The organism is Halobaculum marinum, from assembly GCF_029338555.1.
GTDB classification, from domain to species: Archaea; Halobacteriota; Halobacteria; order Halobacteriales; family Haloferacaceae; genus Halobaculum; species Halobaculum marinum.
The window spans coordinates 143611-164717 of the sequence record NZ_CP119991.1; the positions used below are offsets into that span (position 1 = coordinate 143611).

Annotated in this window: 10 protein-coding genes; 2 read left to right on the forward strand and 8 right to left on the reverse strand. The window is 58.1% G+C overall.

What is annotated here, in order from left to right:
* The first annotated feature begins 24 nt into the window (after positions 1 to 24).
* Both P0R32_RS17215 and P0R32_RS17220 read left to right on the forward strand, forming a co-directional pair.
* Entirely contained in the window at positions 25 to 1959 is a 1935-nt protein-coding gene (locus P0R32_RS17215) for a serine hydrolase domain-containing protein (RefSeq protein WP_276239873.1), read from the forward strand.
* A 58-nt stretch (positions 1960 to 2017) separates the two neighbouring features.
* Entirely contained in the window at positions 2018 to 2887 is an 870-nt protein-coding gene (locus tag P0R32_RS17220) for a CPBP family intramembrane glutamic endopeptidase (RefSeq protein ID WP_276239874.1), read from the forward strand.
* Positions 2888 to 2896: 9 nt separating this feature from the next.
* On the opposite strand, the gene P0R32_RS17225 is transcribed toward P0R32_RS17220, so the two are convergent.
* The 8 genes from P0R32_RS17225 to P0R32_RS17260 all read right to left on the reverse strand — a co-directional run bounded on the left by P0R32_RS17225 (position 2897) and on the right by P0R32_RS17260 (position 20563).
* Complete coding sequence (locus tag P0R32_RS17225; RefSeq protein ID WP_276239875.1) at positions 2897 to 3424, reverse strand: hypothetical protein; 528 nt, start codon at positions 3422 to 3424, stop codon at positions 2897 to 2899.
* A gap of 189 nt (positions 3425 to 3613) precedes the next feature.
* Entirely contained in the window at positions 3614 to 4147 is a 534-nt protein-coding gene (locus tag P0R32_RS17230) for a PD-(D/E)XK nuclease family protein (RefSeq protein WP_276239876.1), read from the reverse strand.
* Positions 4148 to 4657: 510 nt separating this feature from the next.
* Positions 4658 to 5536: a hypothetical protein gene (locus tag P0R32_RS17235; protein WP_276239877.1), complete on the reverse strand. Its 879-nt coding sequence runs from the start codon at positions 5534 to 5536 to the stop codon at positions 4658 to 4660.
* A gap of 953 nt (positions 5537 to 6489) precedes the next feature.
* The gene (locus P0R32_RS17240) at positions 6490 to 11277 is read right to left on the reverse strand and encodes an ATP-binding protein (protein ID WP_276239878.1); all 4788 of its coding nucleotides are present in this window, start codon (positions 11275 to 11277) and stop codon (positions 6490 to 6492) included.
* A 112-nt stretch (positions 11278 to 11389) separates the two neighbouring features.
* A complete protein-coding gene (locus P0R32_RS17245) occupies positions 11390 to 14665 on the reverse strand; it encodes a PD-(D/E)XK nuclease family protein (RefSeq protein WP_276239879.1) in 3276 nt (1091 codons plus the stop codon).
* Positions 14662 to 16752 carry a hypothetical protein gene (locus tag P0R32_RS17250; RefSeq protein WP_276239880.1) on the reverse strand — a complete coding sequence of 697 codons (2091 nt, stop codon included), beginning with the start codon at positions 16750 to 16752 and terminating at the stop codon, positions 14662 to 14664. The genes P0R32_RS17245 and P0R32_RS17250 overlap by 4 nt, the downstream gene beginning before the upstream one ends.
* The gene (locus P0R32_RS17255; protein ID WP_276239881.1) at positions 16749 to 19490 is read right to left on the reverse strand and encodes a DEAD/DEAH box helicase; all 2742 of its coding nucleotides are present in this window, start codon (positions 19488 to 19490) and stop codon (positions 16749 to 16751) included. The genes P0R32_RS17250 and P0R32_RS17255 overlap by 4 nt, the downstream gene beginning before the upstream one ends.
* Entirely contained in the window at positions 19487 to 20563 is a 1077-nt protein-coding gene (locus P0R32_RS17260; protein ID WP_276239882.1) for a hypothetical protein, read from the reverse strand. The genes P0R32_RS17255 and P0R32_RS17260 overlap by 4 nt, the downstream gene beginning before the upstream one ends.
* Positions 20564 to 21107 lie beyond the last annotated feature (544 nt).

Sequence of the window (21107 nt, forward strand, 5' to 3'; positions counted from 1 at the left end):
CACCCGTCGATCCACACCGTGGTCGTGCTGGTGCTCGTCGCCGTACTCGTGAGCACACCGGCCATCGCGACAGGCGCTACACAGCCTGTTCACTCGATCGACAGGGCCGCGGAGGTCCAGTCGAGCGATGTGTCCGACCGGGCCGAGCTCGAACGCTGGCTCGACGAGACGATGGCCGACCAACTCGAGCGGCACCGCGTCCCGGGTGCCTCTGTCGTCGTCGTCAAAGACGAAGAGGTGCTTCTCTCCAAGGGGTACGGCTACGCCGACCTCGAGTCCGGTCGGCAGGTCGACGCCAACGAGACCGTCTTCAGCATCGGCTCGACCGGCAAGCTCGTGACGTGGACGGCGGTGATGCAGGGTATCGAAGACGGGCGGCTGGAACGCGACAGCGACGTGAACGACTACCTGACCGACTCTGCCGTCTCCGTCCCTGACACGTATTCCGAGCCGATCACGCTCGCATACCTCGGCACCCACTCGGCGGGCTTCGAGGACTCGCTCGACGGGATGATCGTCGACGACCCCGTGGAGATCCGTCCGATCGAGGAGATTCTCGTCGAGCACCGGCCGGCCCGTGTCCGACCGCCGGACGAGTTCGTCGCCTACTCCAATTACGGGACGGCACTCGCCGGGCACGTCCTCGCCGAGCAGTCCGACACGACGTTCGTCGAGTACGTCGACGAGCGAATATTAACCCCTCTCGAGATGGACGACACCACGTACGCCCAGCCGCTCCCCGCCAACCTCGAATCGCGGCGCGCCATCGGGTACACGTACCAGGACGGAGACTACCAGGCTCACCAGCCGCTGGTCTGGACGCTGCCACCCGAGGGTGGTTCCTTCCAGACCACAGGCGCGGACATGAGCCGGTTTATGCTAGCCCATCTGAACGAGGGGTCGTACGACTCTGCACGCATCCTCGAGGCCGAGTCTGTCGAAGAGATGCACGGTCGTCAGTTCACGAAATCGCAAATCGACCCCGAACTCAACGGGATGGGCTATGGGTTCATCGAGATGGATCAAAACGGCGAGCGGATTGTCGGGCACTGGGGTGACATGCCCCGATTCAAGAGTCTACTCGCGCTCTTTCCCGACCGTGACGTCGGCCTGTTCGTCGTGTACAATGCACCAGGTGATGGCCCCGGTCGCTTCGAGCTCCTCGACGAGTTTACCGACCGGTACTACCCGAATTCGGACGAACCGGTCGTGGACCCCCCGGAAGGAGCCGCCGACAGAGCCCGATCACTGACCGGTGACTACCAATCGCTGACGGTCTCGGAGTCCTCCTGGCAGCGGATCCTCGGCGTGATGACTCGAACCTACACGGTTGGGGCAACCGACGACGGCTATCTCACGACTACTCGACTCGGTGAGGGGACGCGTCGGTGGGTCGAGGTCCAACCTGGCGTCTATCAAGAGAGTGGCGGTGACGAACGGCCCGTCTTCCAGTTCAACGAGGACGGCAGAGGGACGCATCTGTTCCGTGGGGCGTTCGGGCCGGCGACCTACGAGCGCGTCCCGTGGTATGAATCGCTGGCCGTCCTGCAGGGCGTGCTCGCCGTGGGAGTGCTGGCGTTCGTCTCGGTACTCCTGCTGTGGCTCGGTGCGCCGCTGTGGCGGCGGCTGCGTGACCGCGCTGGACCGAGCGACAGCGAGCGACTCGCTCGGGGGCTCCTCGGTGTCGTGAGTCTCCTGTGGCTGGTGGTGCTGGTCATCTTCCTGCTTGCCTGGATCAACTTCAACGCGGAGGTCGCCTCACCGTCACTCGCCCTCCAGACCGGGATGATACTCCGGTACGTCGCACTCCTCGGCACAGCCGGTGCCGTCGTCGCGGCGGGATTCGTCTGGCGTGACGGCTACTGGAATACGCCACTCAGAGTTCACTACACGGGAGCAACTCTCCTCGCGATCCTAGTGGCCTGGCAGCTGTATCTGCTCCGCGTCCTGCCCCTCTAGAAGGACAAAAACTTGATATGTTTGTCAAGAAATAGATTTGCCACTGGAGCATCGATCAATGACCCAGCAGAGGATTCGGGATGTAGTGGACGCTCACCCCGTTGCAACGTTCTTCGTCCTGGCGTACGCGTTCTCCTGGATTGGGTGGTTCCCGGCCGTCATTGGGATGGCGGAACCGATTCGGACGCTCAGTTTCGTCGCCGGGGGGTTCGGCCCGGCTCTCGCCGGTGCGGTGGTGACGTGGCTTGACGGCGAGTCCGTCCGTGAGTGGGCTCGACAGATCGTTCGCTGGCGTGTTCCAGCGCGGTGGTACCTCGCTGCGTTCCTCCTCCCGCTGGTCGTCGTCGGCCTGGCGAGCGTGGCTATCGTCTTCTTCAGCGTCAACGTCGACCTTGCGGTGCTGCCCGGACGGGTCGCCCTCGTTCTGGGGTCGTACGTCTTCGTCGCGCTGATCGGCGGAGGAAACGAGGAACCAGGTTGGCGAGGGTTCGCTCTCCCGAGGCTCGAGGCGCAATACGCTCCAATCCCGGCCACACTCATTCTAGGTGTGGTCTGGGCGTTCTGGCACCTTCCCCAGCTGGTCGCGGACCCGAACACCGTCTACAGCTTCGCGTGGCTCGTCGACGAGATCCCCGGAATCGCCCTTCGCGTCGTCAACATCGTGGGATTCGCGTTCCTCCTGACGTGGATCTACAACGGAACGGAGAGTGTTCTGCTCGCGTTGCTTCTGCACGCGGGTATCAACACGGCCAACAGCACCCTCGTCCCGCTTCCGGTCGAATCGATCACTGGCGAGAACTTCATGACGGTACTGATCGCCGTCGACATTGCAGTCTGGGTCGTTGCCATCGTGCTTATCATCGCGACCCGTGGACGGCTGGGCTACGATACTCACCGGAGCAGTGCCAGTCGACAAGCACCCCGCTAACGCTTCGGTTTAGACGGGGTCGTCGCTGCACGTGACCGTGGAGTGGAGAGCCCCATCGGGTCGGATGACGATCTCGATGTCGGTCGATTGGGTACCAGCCGAACACTGAGCCACGCCAACGCCCCGAACAGTCTGGGGGGCGCCGTCTTGCAGCACGAAGTACACAACCGTCGCGTTCGGGGGGGCGTCTTCCAGTGTCGCACTGATGCCGTTTGCCGGCCCCACTTGGAACTCTCTCGTCAACTCCGCCGAGTCCGTCGTGGCGATCGCAGTCGCGTTTCTCAGTCCCTCTCGAGGCAGAGCGTCGAACGACGACACGTCGAACCGCTGCGTCGAGCCGCTCTCGTAGGTGACTGTGAGCCCTTCGACCGCTGCGGGAATCGTGGTCACCCTGACGACGTGGCTCTCGTTGTACTCATTCGAAATGTCGATCGAAACGGTATGCTGTGGCGCATCGGGTGTTCCGTCCCCGGGAACTGCGCCACAGCCCGCAAGCACGACGAGGATCGCCACGGTAGCGTAGAGGGCTCGAACCATACATCCAATCTCAGATGAAAGGTTAGAACCGCGTCGATTCGGACAGGTCGATCCTGTGTCGTGACAGTCCCTCTTTGTCGGCAATAGGCGTTGGTTTCAGAACCAAGGGCTGGGTCGACCCTGGTCAGTGCCTCCGATGGGCGATCTGACTCAATACCTCCCTGAGGTTGGTCGCCCTCTGTGAGGAATTCACTCTGCCCGCTGTTCTCGCAGGTTCGTGCTGAGCATATCGAGGAGCCGAGCAACTGCGTCGTCTGCCTCCTCCATCGTCGCGACGCGACAGTCGAGATCGGTGAACACTAGCCGGACAACCACGTCTTGGGTCGGATCAGCGGCCTGCAGCGCCCCAGCGTAGGCGAGTAGGTGTGGCTCGTGGTGAGCCATCCGGGCCTCGATAAATTCGTCGGCGTCTTGGGATCCGGCGCGGTCAGTCTTGTAATCGAACACGTGGTAGGTGTTGTCGGTGACGGCGAAGTGGTCGATCTCGCCACCGAGATCGACGCGGTCGACACCGCGTTCGCCGCCGTCGATCTCCACGTCGAGTCGGTACTCGTCGTATCGGGCGAGGACATCCCCGTCGACTCCCGCGAGCACCTCGTCGATTCGTGTCCGAGCCGAGACGGCAGTCTGCGCAGCAACTTCGATCGCGTCGTCGATGCCCTCCTCGTCGACGGCCACCGGTTCGTCGTGTCCAGCGAGGACTTCTCGCGCGAAGTCGGGCACACGGTCACCCGGTGGCTGGACCTCGCACAAGCGGTTGAGGAGTTCCCCGTACGCGGTCGGTGGAAGGTCGCCTGGCGTAGATGTTGGCGTAGACTCACCGTCCGCTTCCCTGTGCTGGGTAGTGTCCCCTGTATCGGTCGCGATGATCCGATCACCGTGTCGCGCTAGCGTCATCTCCCCCTGCTGAAGAGCCGTACAGTTACTCGGCGACAGATCTAGTACTGTTGGCCCGGTGACCGTGACACCGTCGACGAACCCGTCGAGGCCCAGGTCTGGCTCCGATGCGGGCGGATCGTAAGACGCCGTCACCGGCGGGAGTCGAACGGTGATCGTGCCGACCTCGGACTCTCCTGTACGCTCGTACGGAAGCGGGCGCTGATAAGCGCCCTCGTGGCGAAGCCCCTCGACGACAGCTACCGCCCCATCTGTCCCCGGACAGCCGACGCTATCCAGCGATTCACCAGAGCCGTAGATACGAAAGGTGAGTTTTGGAACTGACTACTTGTGAATTTAATAATATATACCGGTTGGAACCCACCAATCAATACTACTAGATCCAATATATTCAGAATCAAACGCATCCAATTTTTGACGCATCTGATCAATATCACCCCACGATTCTCCAAACACTGTCGCATCTTCTATTTCATGAAATTCAATTCGATTTCGCTGGTCAGTATGTGTGTATATAATCGACTCTTCCGGGGGTTCCGACTGATACCATGACGGTCCTTCAACTTCGAATGCGACATTTTCCGCTACAATATGTGGTTGAATATTTGAGTCCTGAATCTTGTTAAACATAAGTGTCTCATCACCGTAGGTATTATTGAAGAATTCAGTTTGATCTTCAATTGTGTATACTTCTATGTCCAAGAAATTCTTCTCATTTTGGCACACTACAAAGAACTCGGTTGACTCTCTTGTCGGATCGACTCTTGGTTCTTCTAGCTCCCGGACTTCTTTGTTAACTTTCTCAAGATCAACTATCCCAGACAATTGAGTTACAATTTTATGCCAGAGAATTCCTTTTAATTTACCTTCGGTTGTTGAAGGTGGCCCGTATTTTGATAAACTATTAGCAAGTCTGTCACTGTCAATCTCAGTCTCTATTGCTGAATAAATCCGCTCCGAGGTGCGATCGGCTATCACTGAGAGAACATCAGATACTTCATCTTCTGATCGGAACCGGTCAGCGGTATCTGATGGAAAGAAGTTCACCCAATTAATTTCTGACCCCATTAGTGGATGGATGTGAAATTGGAGATGTTCGGGTAACGGTTCTTCAAAGCCAATTTCCTCAAAATAGTCTTCTGAAAGAGCTTCGCGTTCTCCCCACCAAGACGGAGTCTTTTGTTTCACCAGTTCATCTACTAAGCGTTCGTTCATAGTAGGGAGTCAACAGAGGACCGAATAAGTCTAAGGGCTTTCATACGATACTCATAGGTTCACTCATTTGCCAAAATATGGCTCGTTCGACTCAGACAGAGCGGAGCACTTAAAGAATCTAATAGATTTTCCAGAGTTGTATCTGTGTAAAACGGTGGGCGTGGATAGGGTTATCCTCAATGCCTTGTGGAAATCTTTGAGAAAATGTGCAAGGCCGAAACTTAGTACCCACTAATTTTCTGAGACTACCTTGAAAATTGACCCAATGACAGAAAATGTCTTTCCATTATTTTTCGTGATGTGTAACTTCTCGTGTTCAGTAACAATCTCACTTACTCCAGAATATACTCTGGCCTTCCCTCGGTCGTTCATAATCTCAACTACCATGTGTTTCAAACCATCAATTTGATTATTTAACCCTACTCATAAATTTGAATAATCAATTTCACCCATACAGACAGAATAATTCCAATTCCATGACTAAAATGACAAGAGTTACACCGTGGTCCACGCGAGAGGACGAGAATTAACAATTATCTTGATAGTTCCCTCATTCGTAGTAAGTTCGGACCCCGACTATGTCGGTCAAGAGATCTTCTAATGACAGGCCTGGCGGCAACGAGACCATCGCCCCGGTCCGTAAAGGGACCATCACCGTCACCTCAGTCATGTTCCCAACGCCAGTTGCCCGCGCTCTCGGTTGGGGCCACAAGGTCCTCACGCTCCCGTTGTAATCCTGCGCACTCACGTCCTGCTCGTACCACGTTATCCCAGTCTCCGCTGCCGCGTCGGCCATCCGGTCCGTGTGCGCTGTTCGCCCCGATCCTTCGTCACTAATTCTTAGACAGGATTTTGAGCGAGACAGGATGTCGGGTAGTTCGCCTAAGCCAGTTGAATGAAGGCGAGTTGGAAGACAGCAACCAACCGATCTTGCTAATGACTCGCTTTAGTCGTTATTTTTCAGGGAGATCTACGTGATATAACTCCAGTGTCGTGTTCTCTGCTAACTCGGTGTCGAAGTCGTGTGCCTCTCCACGTGCTGCTGGCGAGACCGACTCATCGAGTGCCCCCGTGAGTTCGTATAACCGCTTCCAGGCCAGTTGATCCTCATACCGGTCCGCGTTCGGGTGTGACGTTTGGAACACTGCTTCGGATGCGACGATGATCAGCTTTCGCTTCATACGACTCGCTGCGACGTTGAATCGGTACGGGCTGAGCAGGAACTCGCTCAACTGATTCACGTACCCTGGATCGCTCGCGACCATCGACATCAGGATCAGGTCTCGCTCTCCGCCCTGGAACTTCTCGACGGTCTGAGCTTGAACGACGTCGTCGAGCGTTCCCTGCAGTTTGTCTCGCTGGGCGGTGAAGGGAACTACAACACCGGCGGAGATCTTACCCCCAGCGAGATCCTCGTCGGCGGGCGGTACAACGTCGAATTCGTCGAGTACTGCTTCAGTGATCGCACGCTCAATGTCGCTCGACCGCTCATCGCGTTCGCCGGAGTGCACGACGACCGAAACCCATTCATCAGGATTGGCGACTTCCCGAACCAGATCGTTGTCGGTGTCGATGGACGGGATCGGTTCTCTGTCGTCGAGGCCGCCGAGTTCGATGCCGTCCTTTTCGTAGAACAACTCTGTGAGGAGGTTGGCGACGGGTTGGGGAAGTCGGAAGGAGTCCTCAAGCGGATAGATAGGAAGTACTGCCTCCTCCTGCTCCTTCGGACCAAGGCCAACGTCAAGTTCCGGCGATTGCCGCTCAATGTACTCCATCTCAGTGATGTCCCCTTTCAAGAACCGAACGAAGTCGAGCGCCGAAAGGAACGGAACCGTGTCCTCGATCGTCTCGCGCGTCTCCGACTCCCAGTCGTGGGTCCGGATCGGTTGCATCTGTCGGTGATCGCCGGCGAGCATCAGTTGACCGTCCTCGTGCGCGAACGCGCCCACCAGGAACAGTAGGGGGAGATCCATCATACTCGCCTCGTCGACGACTGTGAGATCGAAGAGATCGCTGTCGCCCTCCTCGATCAACTCCCAGACGCTCGGGTCGTAGTCTTCGTCTCCCTGGCGATCGAGGTCCTCGACATCGAGCAGGAGCGGAGCGATCTTGTCGACTGCACCTCGGATCGATGTCGGCGGGCCGAACAGGACGAACTGCGTGGGATCATCGTCTTCGGCCTCAAGGACGAATTGCTCGTAGAGATGGCGAAGGCGGCCCTCCCCTTCCTCGTGATGATACGCAATATGCTCCACTAATTGATCATCGTCGCGTCGATCATATGGGTCAGCCTCGTCAGGAAGAGAGCTCGGCCGAACGCGGACGAGCTTCATCTTGTCAAAACAGTCGTCATCGCGGCAGTCGGCGGCGACTGTGCAGACTTTTTCGAACAGTTCGTCAACGGCATCGTGCGAGAGCGCCGATACGGCCGCCGTGAATGGATTGTCGTCCTTTTCAAACGCGTAGGCGCGGCCCAAGACGGCCGGTGAGGTGGTGTAGCTCGTTTTGCCTGTCCCTGGGGGCCCTTGGACAATGACGAGTTGTTGACCGGTCTCTCGAATGAACCGCCGCTGTGGCTCGTTTGGTTCGAAATCTATCGACTCCGCCTCGACAAATTTTGACTCGATGAAACTCTCAGGCTCTCCCTCGATGAGGTCGGCGGCACAGAAGTCTGTCTCGAGGTCGGCTCGCGCTCCTGTGAGAAGGTCGTTCAGCCAGTGGAGAACGTGGTTGGAATCGCTTCTCTGGAGGGCTCTGCCGCAATGGTAGCTGACGACGTCATCGTGAGCAGGGTCGAGAATGAACGCGGCATCCTCGTCGATCACTACACGCGTCCGATCATAATCGTTCTTGAACACACGCCGTGTGTCCAGGTCGACGTCCGAACGGGGGAGGTAGCGGTGGTGGCTGTGGAGGTAGTCGTATCCCCCGCTCGGCCAGTGATCCCAGCCGTTCCATGGAGCTGAGACGGTGATCGAACCATCACTACTGATCGATTCGATATGTACGAGCGGCATCCGTGCGATGTCGCTGGCACGGTTCACGCCCACCTCGACAGGTGGATCCTGAGAGTCGTCAACGGGGGTCATTACGACCCAGTCTCCCTCAGAAATACTGCTTTCGGTGTACTCGGCGTCGTCGTCACCGGGTATCCAGAGTTGACCTTCGATCGCGTGTGTCTCGTCATCCACCTCTGGTTCACTGGTACACCGGAAGAGCACCGAACGCCCTTCGCGTGCACGATACGGGATTGATTGCCTCCATTCTCGCCGGAGTTGGCGGTCCTTCGCCCCGAACTCTAAGTCCATGTATTCCTTGGCAGTAAGCGCCAACTCAACACCGGTGAACTCGAGTTCGAGTAGTCGGTCGATGGGTAGCGGGCGTTTCGGTGTCCCCGAGTTCTTCGACCACTCGGAGATCGACGCCTCGATATGTTCCACTCCCTCGGCCATCTTTTCGGCCAGAGCGCGAAGATGCTGCGTATTGATCCGCGGTCCGTTGCCATCGCCTGTGTGACGGAAGTGCCGGATCATCTCTTGAAGGGTCTGTGGGTCCTCTTCGTCGTCGAACGCGTCCGGGTCGATCCAGTCCGTATCGAGGACGTCGAACGCTGCCCAGAGATACTCCAGTGGGATCGTGTCGGTGTGGCGGTGGGCGAAGGGGAACTGGTCGGAGTAATTCTCTCCCTCACTGACCGACTTGAGTCCGTTCTCCAAGTCGAACGAGACTCGCTGCGACAGGTCGAACTCGACCGCGCTGTCGAACAGATGCTCTCCGAAGAATTTGTTGAGTGGAAGGGATGTTTCCCCCTCTACCTCGTGCCACCAGCTAAAGTCTAGACTTTCGCCTTCGTCGGTTCGATAGTCTGGAGGTCCGGCTTCAAAGTCGGGGTCAGGCCTTTCGAACTGCTCTATCGTCTGGATTAGTCCAAATCCGAGGAACCGTAACAGGTGACGAGAGACGAACTCCTCCTGCAGCACGGAAACCATCTCCTGGTCGATATCCTGTTCACCGATTTCAGACCGCAGTCCGAGGAGCGTCCGTAGCGCCTCGAACTCCTCACCGTGCTCCGCATGTCGTTTCGCAGCACGGGTCAACGACTGCCGTTGAGTCGGACTGTAGAGGTAAATATGGACGAACCCGGGGACCTCAAATTGTGTATCCTCGTCTCCCAATTCGACACCGTTGGGCGCCACCTGCCGGATCGCGTCGATTAACCCATCGCTGTCCTCTCCGCCTCTGAGAAATCTCCGAAGGAGTCTACGCTCTGTTTCGTCCTTATCATCCACCGTGGCGTGTTCAGCGTCGCTGTGAATTGCCCCGGGAAGATCATCAGTGATCGCCGACACGTATCGAGCACTCTTACTGCCGGATTGGTGATTCGTGACGTATCCTCCTAACAGCGAGATACGTTCACGAATGGTGTCCTCCTGGACGTACAAGTAGACCCTTATGAGCGATCGGTTGGGATACGAGACCAGAAAACCGGGGAGTGGAGAGTCTTCGGGCTCACCAGCTGGGAGATTGTATCCGCTGTCCGGGATCATATTCGCTTCGGATGGACGGTTCCGCCCTCCTTCCGTTGAGAAGATATCCGCAGCGATCGCGTATCGTTCCAAGTCTTTGAGTCCCACGTCATCACGGATACTGGAAAACAGTTCCTCGTCCCGGATACGGACCTGATCCGAGGTCCGCCGGTTGGGATAGATGTACTGGTGTTGTTTCCCTCTCTTTGTGAACTTCCCGTAGTCGACTAACTCTCCGAGGTCACCGAGTGTCTCGACACCTTCGTCGTGAAGATCTTCCTGTGTGCCTTCCGGAAAGCCAAGTAGTTCGAGGCCGTCTTCTTCGACGGCACGTGTATAACAGACATCGTGGAAGTCGCACCCGGAACACCTTCGGGACATCCGGTTCGTCATGTCCCATGCGTCAACCTTCTCGACGTCGTCAGCATCACCGCTTTCCGTCGACTCGAAGAGGATCTGATCGAGGCGACCACCATCTCGAAGTAGCATCTCGATATCCGTCTCCGTTGGGCCGAGTTCAAACTCCTCCAAACCGCTATATCCCCGCTCGGTAATGGCATTCGACCTAGTAACTACACGCCCCTCAAAAGAGACGGTCCCCGAGATCTCTTCATCTCGATCAGTTGCCTGCCGCAGAAGGATGCTGTAACAAGCTGCCTGCACGAGGTGGTGGGTCTGTCGCTCTTTGGAGGACTTCACCTCAAGGATGTCGACGACGATCTCACTCGAACTGCCGGAGGAATCCGATCTGATGACGATGATGTCCGACTTTCCGGCGAGTTCCCACGCGCCTATCTGTCCGGAGAGGTGCGCCTGTGAACAGACAATCGTATAATCGTCCGAATGGCGTTGCGCCTCCTTGATGAGTTCGAGGACGTCCTCGATCCCGGTATCCCAGGGAGACCTCGATTGAGACAGGTCCTCCCATGTTTCGTCGAACGTGGCCGATTCGGGTTCCTCTTCAGGTACGCCGACCGATTTGTGGACCAGTCGCTGCTCCAACAACTCCGTTAATTGCTCCTCTTCGAAACGAGTCCCGGTTTCTGCATAGAGGGGGCTGAGGAGCGACTTATCGAATCGGCCGTCCCCGAACAGGTCGTCGGCCAGATACTCCCACGCGAGATATTGATCGCACCGCTCTAATTTCACAAATGATCCAAGCTTTGTCGGGCTCACTGGCCCGAGGTCCGCCCTGAGATCTGTAATCGAGACCATAGGATTTCGCCGAAGTGTAGTGTGTTAAATCATGTCATGTGATATGAACTCTAAACACGAACTATCGGATTCAATCGATCTCAAGGGCGCAGTCAATTCCTCCTGATCCCGATCAGCCTTCGTACGGCGTCGCCGTATCGAGGAGGTTGGCGAAGTAGTCTTTCGTCGAGAGAGTCGACTCGTTCCCGACGAGGACGAGGTCCTGCCCAGCGGACAGAAGTTCGTAGAGGATCGCAGGCGAGTCGAGCGGGGAGCGAACAATGTTCGCCGCGTTCGATACGGCGAAACTCACGAGTGCGGTCCCGTTACACCTTCCTGAGAGAGCTTCCGGCCGTCGAACGGGAACGTCGATATCAGCCTCCGCAAGTTTCTGTTTAATCGCCGTTGCGTGCGCTTCGAACGGAGTCACAACAACGTCGACATCATCCGATTCTACGACTTGTGAGACGATCCGCTCGGCGATGGAGTTTGTCAGTAGTGCCCTATTGAACTGCGGGAGTTCGGCCGCATCCGCCCGGACGATGATCTCGTGGTCGTTCGTTCGTTCACCCTCGATGTCGCCTGACTCGATGAGATACAGGCTCATGTCGTCGATGAGGACGACCGATTGCTCAGACAGTTTCGTCGCGTCAAGGGAGAGTCGCTGTTGGAACAGTTCCTGTGCCTCGATCGGACTCACGGGCGTATCGGTCACGTCGAAGACTAGTCGACGTGCGGCGTGTTCGGCTTTGACCGTCGTCGTCAGCTCAACCGAATCAAGCGCTGTTTCCTCGTCCCCGTCGATCGAAAGGAACGTCACGTCGCCGTCGATTGCCTCCCAGGGCCCGTCGGGATACAGAGACTGAATCGCCGGTGGAGCTTCGCCGGAGAGTTGGAGACTTACCGCCTCTTCGCTCGGGAACGACCGATACTGGTTGAACGCCTGCACGAAGTACGACCGATCTAATCCCGCGTCGGTCGCCTCCGAACTTACCATCGTCGGCCCACCGCGTCGTGTGTCGCCGACGATGACCACACGGTCAGCGAGGTCACTCAGGAAGTGGAACTCAGGTTCGGTGATCTGTTCGCCACCGAGAATGACGACGACGTCAAAGTACTGCTCCGAGTGGTCGCGTCGGGTTGGATCGTCCGCGTCCTTGTAGTCGCCCTCTGCGAGTCTGTGGAAGAACTCAGAGATCCCGTCGGGTCCAGTGTCACTCATCGCGACGTGTGTCGAGGAGACGAGTGACCGGGCCTCGCCGATCTTCGTCTGTATCTCGTGGTAGGTGTCGTCCGAGTCGATCACGGAGTCGCCGCCGCCGGTTCCATCGAGGCGGTAATGTGGCCCGGTCGGTTGGGCAGCGACCGCCGTCTCTACGAGTTCGGGAGTCGATCCGAGAACCAATGCACGCGAGGCGGGTTCTGGAATATCGACGTCAGTCGAGTCGGGAAACGGATACGACGCCGTAACCAGGGACCCTACCAACTCGGCTAGTTTCTCGGCGCGATTCCGATGGATCGGGAGGTCGACGAACACCGACTCTCTGTCGAGGTAGTCGACGACGTCCGTTACGTCGACCCCGTCCATCTCCGAATCTCCCCCGAACTGACCGTCGTCGAACCCCGGCGCGATCCCTCGCCGTTCCGCGAAGTCCAGATACGGGAGAAGCTTCCGATCGACGGACTCGGGAGCGAACCGATAGAGCGCCTCGAACGACGCATTGGAGCCTAAGACGTCCGCTAAAGCAAGCGCGGAGGACTCCGGTTTGAACAGAAATGCACCATCCGATTCGCCGTAGTACGTCGCCCTCGCGGACAGGGATCCGTCGTCCGACTGTAGTGTGACCGAGTCACCGGGTTTGAAGGCGGGGACTACCACGACGTCGCTCTCGAAGCGGAGTACCGTCCCCGCTGCGGCGGCCCCGACACAGTTCAACGACGGAATCAGGAACCCAGAGTTGTGGAGGAGTTCACGATCAAACTGTTCGAGGACCTGAGTTGCCGTCCGGCGCGCGCGCCGCTCCGTACGGAACGCATTTCGGTGTCGATTGTAGTAGGCGGTCTGCTCGGAGTCGCGATACTGGAGTCGCTGTTCGCAGTCATCGAACCGGGAACACTCTGTTGTGACTTCTCCGCCGTCAAGTTCGTAACACGGCCATCGGCGTTCGTTCTGACAGTGGAAAGTACAAGCCGGCGCGAGAGCGTCGTCAGGGCCGGAGATCCATTCGTCGACGGCGAACTGGCAGCCCTCACAGTCGCGGTTGTACGGCGACGACGGCGCGGAAAGGGCGCTTCCGGAGACGGCCTCGTTCCGCAGTTTGAGGAACTCTCCGACGTCCTTCGGTTCGAGGTCGACGGATTCGAATCGAACGGTACCGTCGGACGTATTCGGGTAGATGAGCACACCGGGTGGTGCATCATCGATCGCGTCGGTCAACGATTCTCCCTCCTCCAACGACTCGAGAAGCAGCGCGAACGTGTACAACCGAACCTGATGCGAATGCTTCCAGACCGTCTGCTCGTCCGGGTCACGGGTCGATTTAATGTCGTACGGCGTCCCATCGACGAGGAGGTCGACCCTACCAGCGTAGCCGTATGCCTCGTTCAGGAACTCCTCGGTCGCGAGTTCGTCGGCGTCGGTCACCAGTGACTGGAACTCCGTATCGGTGAACAGTACCGTCAGTGTCTCGACGATGTGTTCTCTGACTGTGAGTCCCGCGCCGGAGAGCACGAGCAGGGCTTGCCGAAAGCCAAACTCTTCCTCGAGAACCTGCTTACAGAACTGTTCAATGTTATCCTCCGTCCATGCGGCTGACTCGAACCGGTCAAGATGGTTCTCGACGGCGCGTTCGGCGATCCGATGGATCGCGTCGCCACGGAGGATAGACTGCTGATGGTGGGGCGGATTCGAGTACCGGTCTCCGGTGTAGACGTTCTTCACGTAGCGGAGGTAGTTCTCCCGCTGACAGTTTTCCTGCGTCCGAAGTCGGGACTTGCTGACGAGCTGCGCCGGATCCCGTATCGCTACGGAGGTGACGTTGAGATAGAGGTCCGCCTCGCTCGCCGCCGATCGGTTCGGCACGGCCCGAACAAGGACTTCCTCGCCTCTCTGAAGCGGTTTCCCGGTCCCGTCTTCAAGTTCCATCGGGAGGCCGAGAGAGTCCAGAACCGGGTCGTCAGTCTTGTCAATCAGGCTCTTGAGCGGTTTAACGGTCGGAGGCGAACTCCAAAAGGAGAGAGCAACCGATTCATCGGTCGACTGTCGGGGGTCGTCGATCATGTACAGGCTCTTCATTCCGTTTCCCTCTGTGCCGGGGATTCGATTGCTCTGGATCCTGCATCGAACGGTTAACTCTTCACCTAACTCGGCTTCTGGTCGATCGAGTACATCTGCTATGTCGTGAATCATCGAGTCGAAAACACCTCCGCCAGCAGACGGCGGTTAAGCGTCGCTTCCTGCTGACTCGCCCCCCGGACGCACACGCCGCCATCAGTCTTCAGGCAGTCGGGACAAGCCGTGATACACTGCACCGTTAGTTCCTCCAGTCGCTCGCCGATCTCCGCGATGTCCCGCCGCCCGCTATCGCTCGCGAACTGTTCGTACGTCGCACGTATCGATGGGTCTCTGAATACGTGCCTGTCGAGGTGAAGCGCGAGGTCGGCCGGTCGGGGTGTGCGCCCGATTTCCGATTCGACTGTCGAGTACTCTGCTGCGATGTACGAGTAGAACCGCGCCAACTCGCGTGTCTCGAACAGTAACTGTACGCGCTGATCAACGTGTGAATGGAGATCGTCGAGCGAGTAGGCATCCTGCTCTGGGACCAGACCGTCGATAGTCTCCTCGACAAGTTCCCGAAACTGCGATCGGTTGTTCCGGTGAAGGTCGTAGAGCGACCCGTCGGGATAGCGTCCAAGGAGGTCGATCGTCGCTGTGTCCGCCATCGCAGAGTGACAGTGCCCCTGTTCTGCGAGTCCGGAGTCGACACCGATCTCTGTGCGGTCATCAAGCCGACGTGAAACCTCCTTCGCGATGCCTGCACCACCTTGTATGGGGTCGTAGACCGCGATTCGAGCGGCGTCACCACCGTTTGCCTGAAAGTTGACGTCGTACCACAGTTCGAAGGCCGTCCCCGACCCTGTGAGTTTGTTCGCCCACCCTGAGAGCGCGTGTTCTGCGGAGTGGACGACGACGTCCTCGGCGAAGTCGAGTAAGTAGTCGTCGTTTCGACACAGCGCGAGGATCCGAGCGACTTTCTCCGTATGCGCCTCCAATATCTCCAAGATCGCGGAGTTCTCCGCGGAGTCGTGACCGAGGAGACGAAGTCGCGTACTGGTCTCCGAGGGGAGAAGCCGTTCAACTGAGTGTACCAGTTTCGACCCTGAAAGCGGAAACACCCCCTGTTCGTTGTCCTGATCCACTCGCTGCCAGAAGTCCGCTCCGAGGAGGTGTTCTACCAGCGGTCGGACTTGGTAGGTATGATCGAGTGCCTCCTCTTGGAAGAACAACTCCTCCCAAACGAGCGAATGAAGGAACGCGAACTGGAGATCCCGCCGAAGGTGGCCGTCAGACTCGAGGATGTCCTCGATCGTATCCCGGAGCGTTGGGCGATCTATCTCAAACGTGAGCAGTTGGCTTCGCTCTTTGCTTCCGATGAAGGCCGTTCGTCCGTCGTTCTCCTCCCGGTAGCGCATGATCCCAGACTCGACGCGGGTTGATTTCATCGGGTAGAGCGTGAGCAGCGACGCGTAGTAGCAGCGCATGAATCGATGATCGTCGTAGAACCGGTACCCAGAGACGAGATCGCTGTCCGTGACCGGCGTTGTTGATTCCTCGAAGTTGTCGACTGCGTGTTTGAACCACAAGTAGTTGGTCGTCGGATCCGACGAGAGACTGCGAGTGGTTCCTGGCGGCGATCCGGTCCAGACGATCCCCTTGTCGACTACCCAGACGTAGTCTGGATCGTCACTAGAGAGACGCTCGACGTTCATCGCCCGGGGCGTATAGACAGTGACGTTGTCGGGATCGAACTCGAGTTCGGTATACGCGACATCGTCGACTGAGCCGAGGAGTTCGGTCAGCGGTATCGAGTCCGACCACTCGAACATCGGGCCAACGTCCGCATGGCCGATCTCGGTGTCGTGATGCCAGGCCCCGCGCCAGAGGTAGAAGCCCCCCCAGCGCCGTTTGTACCCACCTGGGAGGAAGTTATTGAGCATCTGGTTGATGTTCTCCTGTGCGAGACTCTCATTCTCCACAGAGTCGAGTATCGTTATTGATCCGCCGACCTCCTCAGAGATGAACGTCTCCGGGATCACGAACGGACTCCGGGCCACCGGGTCGAGTCCGTAGATATTCGGAAGTGACAGGAAATCGAATCCGGTTCGATCCAACACCTGCAAATGTTGTTTGATTCCTTGGAGGCGACCTACCCGTTCATCGAGAGTCAGTGACCGGTCGGACGAGTCCTCTCCGGGGCCGCGTGCATCGTCTGTCATCGTTCCTCCTGAAGTCGCTGAAGTAGTGATTCCAATTCGGGGGTGGTACCGTTCTGTTTCTGCTTGATCGCCCGTCGGAAGAACTTCCAATACGGGTCCTCACTTTCGCCGACGGGAGCATCGAGAAGTTCGCTATATCGGTCGAACTCGTCGAGAACCTGTTGTACCTCCTTGCTATCCGCGTCGAACGCCCGGTTCAGCCACTGTCGGATCGGTTGGCGATGCCGCTCGAACTGATCGCGAAGGTAATCGACGTCGGGACCCGGACCGTATTGGCTGGTCGAGAATCCGCTGAACAGTTTCCGCGCATTGGTTCCGTCTGTGACGTTGAAGTAGTCGATCACAGCTGCAGTCATGTGCTCGGCCCGAACGAACCGGTTCTCCTCATCGAGTGGAATCTCGAGGTGCTCGTCCCGAGGGTCGCTCAGATAGTTGGAGTGGTGGAAGTAGTAGGAGTCGGTCGGTGTCGACCCGAGGACCACGACCGTGACAGGTTCGTCCTCAGCGTCGCGTCCGCCGCGGCCCTTCCGCTGGAGGAACCCCGGGACGTTACGCGGCGCTCGGTACTGGAACGTCCCGATGATACTGGGATGGTCGAACCCGACCTCGAGCGCACTCGTCGAGATGAGTTGGTCCCACTCATCGCCGAGAGGGCGGTCCTCTCCGGCATGCTGTGTGCGGCCGCTTTTGTGGATCCCGACGGTCATTGACTGGAGGTCCAACCGCTCGTCCCTCATCGTCCACCAGCACTCGCCGTCCTCGTAGACTGGGCACGGATTCACGTTCGGATCGGGAACAACCGATTCGCACACTGCCGTCTCCTCGTACTCATCGTCGGTCCCCTGTTGAAATCTGTCCGACGGACAGTCCGGATTGTTCCCCCGTGTGTTGAGGAGGGCGTCGGGGATCCGGTACTTGAACAGCCCCTTTTCTTCGGCATCCTGCACGTAGCCGCCGAGTCGACTCACCGAGTCGATCGAGTCGACAAACCCGAGGATCCGGTCCTTGTCGTTGTCGAGTCCCTCGCGACTTCCGGCGCGTTCCTTCCGCATGGTGTGGTGGAAGGCGAACGCGATCTGGATCATACAGGAGAGGTTCGTCGCCGTTGAGGTGGTCATCTCTGTCCACTCCTCGCGCGGTTTGAACACGGAGTCGCCTATCGGGATCTGAACGTCACGCGGGTCGGTCGCCTTGACGAAGACGAAGTGCTCTCGACCGAGTGTGGTCTTCTCGTCCTTCCGTGGTTTGACCCGGTTGACGGCTTCGGACTCGACATCGAAGATCCCGCTTGTGAACGACTCCGCGTTCTCAATCGTCGCGCTCGATGCGACTAACGTCGGGGATTGGTTCCGTCCCCTGTGTCGAAGCGCCTGCTTGAACCGTCGAACGACGTTCGCGACGTTCATGCCGGCCTGATCAGTGTAGATGTGGACCTCGTCGAGGACGAGGAACTTCGGCGGGGACTGTGCGGACCAAAAGGCGTCATCGCCGTAGTGATCCATCAGCCGCCGATGGAGAGAACTCTGTGTCGTCACGATGATGTCGGCCGGTTCGGACCGATCGACTGTCGCATACCGGATCTCGTGGCGGTCGGACTGCTGACAGACGAAGTGGGTGTTCTCGTAACCCTCCGGGACAGCCAGTTCGCCGTCACAGTACGGACAGGGGAGCGTCACGTCGTCGCGACCGCCGTGCTGGATACCGATCGTCAGGTCCGAGGACTCGAACGGCCCGTCGATTCCACTTCCGAGTCGGTTGAGCTCGGTGATGTAGTCGAACGCGCGCTCAAACTGATTGTCACAGAGGTCACGTCGGGGGTACGTGAGCACGCCCTTGTTCCCCTCTAGTCCTGCTCGATTCGCCGTGAGGGCGTACGCGAGAGTGGGAAAGAGAAACGCCTCCGTCTTTCCACCGCCGGTGCTCGCCGTGACGACGTGAGCCTGTTCAGGGTCACTTCCGGAGTCACTGATCGCATCCAAGTAGATATCTCGAAGTGCTCGCCCCTGAAACGCAGCGAGTGAGTCGAAGTCTTCGGGGAGTCGGTCGGTAAAGAACTCGCTCAGGGTCTCGACCGTGTCTGTGACGTGCCTTCGCCAGTCGCCGGTTCCGAGCGCTCGGAGTTCCCATGCCGGGGTGAACCCCTCAGCGTCGATTCGCTCGGAGATCTCGCGGAGGGGAGCCTGAAACCGCATCGCCTCGGGCTCATCCTTCCCCATGATCGGTTGTTCGCGGGGAGCAGACGCGAGTTTGACCATCTTCACGAGATTCGGCGTGAACGAGTAATCAGTGTCCACGTTGATGCGCTGGCGGATAAGCGCGAAGTACCGAGCCATCTCGGCGACGTGACTACGGACCTGCTGACGATTGTGAACGTAGAGAAGTTCGCGGTCCTCGACGAGTTCCTCTACCAAGCGGTCGAAGACCACGTGGGCGAGATTCTCTTCGCCCGCCGACCCCAGTTCGAGTGTGATCATCTGGGTTTCGCCGCTCTCTAGTACCTCCTGCCGGAATGCGGCGTCGGTAGCGAGGTGTTCTCCCTTGAACTCTCCGAAGACCTCCGACAGCGACGCGGCCGAGTCGTAGGTACCGGCGTTGATCTGCCTGCGACACATCTCGGTTACTATCCGGACGATGTCGTCACGGACGTCTCGATACACCTCCGTGGACTCAGTGAACTCGCTCCATATCTGTTCGATCGCTGCTCTGTCGACTGTTTGGGATGCACCCCTGTTGCTCATGTTTCGAACTCCACAGTGATATCGGCGATGACGCCGTCAGTATACAAACGAGATATTTCCTCGAGAAACGCCTGCTTATCCATCTCGCTCCGTTTGACTGCTGATGCGACACTTCCGTCTGTCTCTTCAAGAAGTCGCCGTACTCGAGTCGAGATCGTCGAATCGACTTCGGCGCCGATGACGGAGGTGATGCGTGCGAGAAGGTCGTCCGTGTCGCCGCTCACGACCTCTTCTTCGATCTCTTCCTCGGCTTCGAAGTCGTGGCTTGTGAGGAACGCTCCGAGCGCACGGGCGAGTTCGGTGTCAGCTTCGATCCTCGTCAACTCGGTGTCGATCATCAGTGCTCCCTCGAACGCTTCTCGGATGGTCGCGACAGCAGCAGAACCATCATCAGCCTCGAGGAGTTCTTCCGAGTGTACACGTTGGTCCTTGACCGCTCGAAGCGCCTCCTGATACGTAGTCACTCGCTCTGACTCCGACGACAGATCTTGCAGAACGGTGTGGATCCGCTCTAACGCCGTGTCTACTCCGGACTCGTAGCCGTCGACGTATTCGGCTGCGAGGAGCGCTTCTTGGAGTTTGGCGTCTACCTTGCGGAGTGATTGTTCGATCTCCGGCGGAGTGAACCGTGAATTCGATACGATCTGGGCGTATTCATCCTTCTCGAGCAGCGTACAGAGGATCTGATACTGCCGCGCTATCATCGAGACCTCTTCCGCTATCTTCCCAGAATCCATTGGGGTCGGAGTATCTTCGAGGGCTGAGATCCACCATCCAAGCCGGTGTAACTGTTGGCGAATAAGCGTTTCCTGGCGAGTCTGTGTGGCGAGGAGCGCGTCGCTCAACAACTCTGCACGTTCTCGTGTCTCCTGAGCTACCTCGAGTTGCGATTGGTTGACGCTCGTCGCCCGCTCCAAGGACTCGAGTTGGTCCTCGAGTTCGTGTATCGCCTGGACGAAAACCTCGGGAGGTTGCTCCAGAGCATTTAGTTCTTCGTACCGGTTGCGTGCACGCTCTAGTTCATCTCTAATCCCGTCGAGTGATGATTCGAATTGTGAGCTAAGGTTCGACATTAATTGGCTAGCTGTCTGACAACCCCGATGACGTAGCGGTTAATAAAGTATTGTATCAATAGCATAGCCACCGAACGGTGATCACCACCAGTATTTTGTACGTGATGCTGGTCGGTCTGAACTGGCGCAGTCGCCTGCGCCACTGGTGACAACCAGCAATCAGCGTTGGTCGGGCCCCTCCGACTACGCAAGATCGGTGGGTAGTGGCCAACGCGACCCGGCGGCAAACGCCGTCAGGTCGATCGGCCTCCAGGGCCGATTTCGCTTACGTCCGCTTGGTTAATCGAGATACGTAATTTCACCCACAGTATTATAATGGGTGAATATATTTGATGGGACAGGACCGGTGCGAACCAAAATTCGCACTGCGCCGATAGTCCGAAATTCGGCGCAAGACCGGTTGTCACCAGAGATGAAAGCACGTCCGCACGATAACAGACGAACGGGCTGGTACGTGAGAAGCGATACCGGCACACGGAAGGGTAGCGTCACAGGCCATGGGATTCGGCCTTGGGGAACCACAGCCACTGGGCCACAGAGAGGT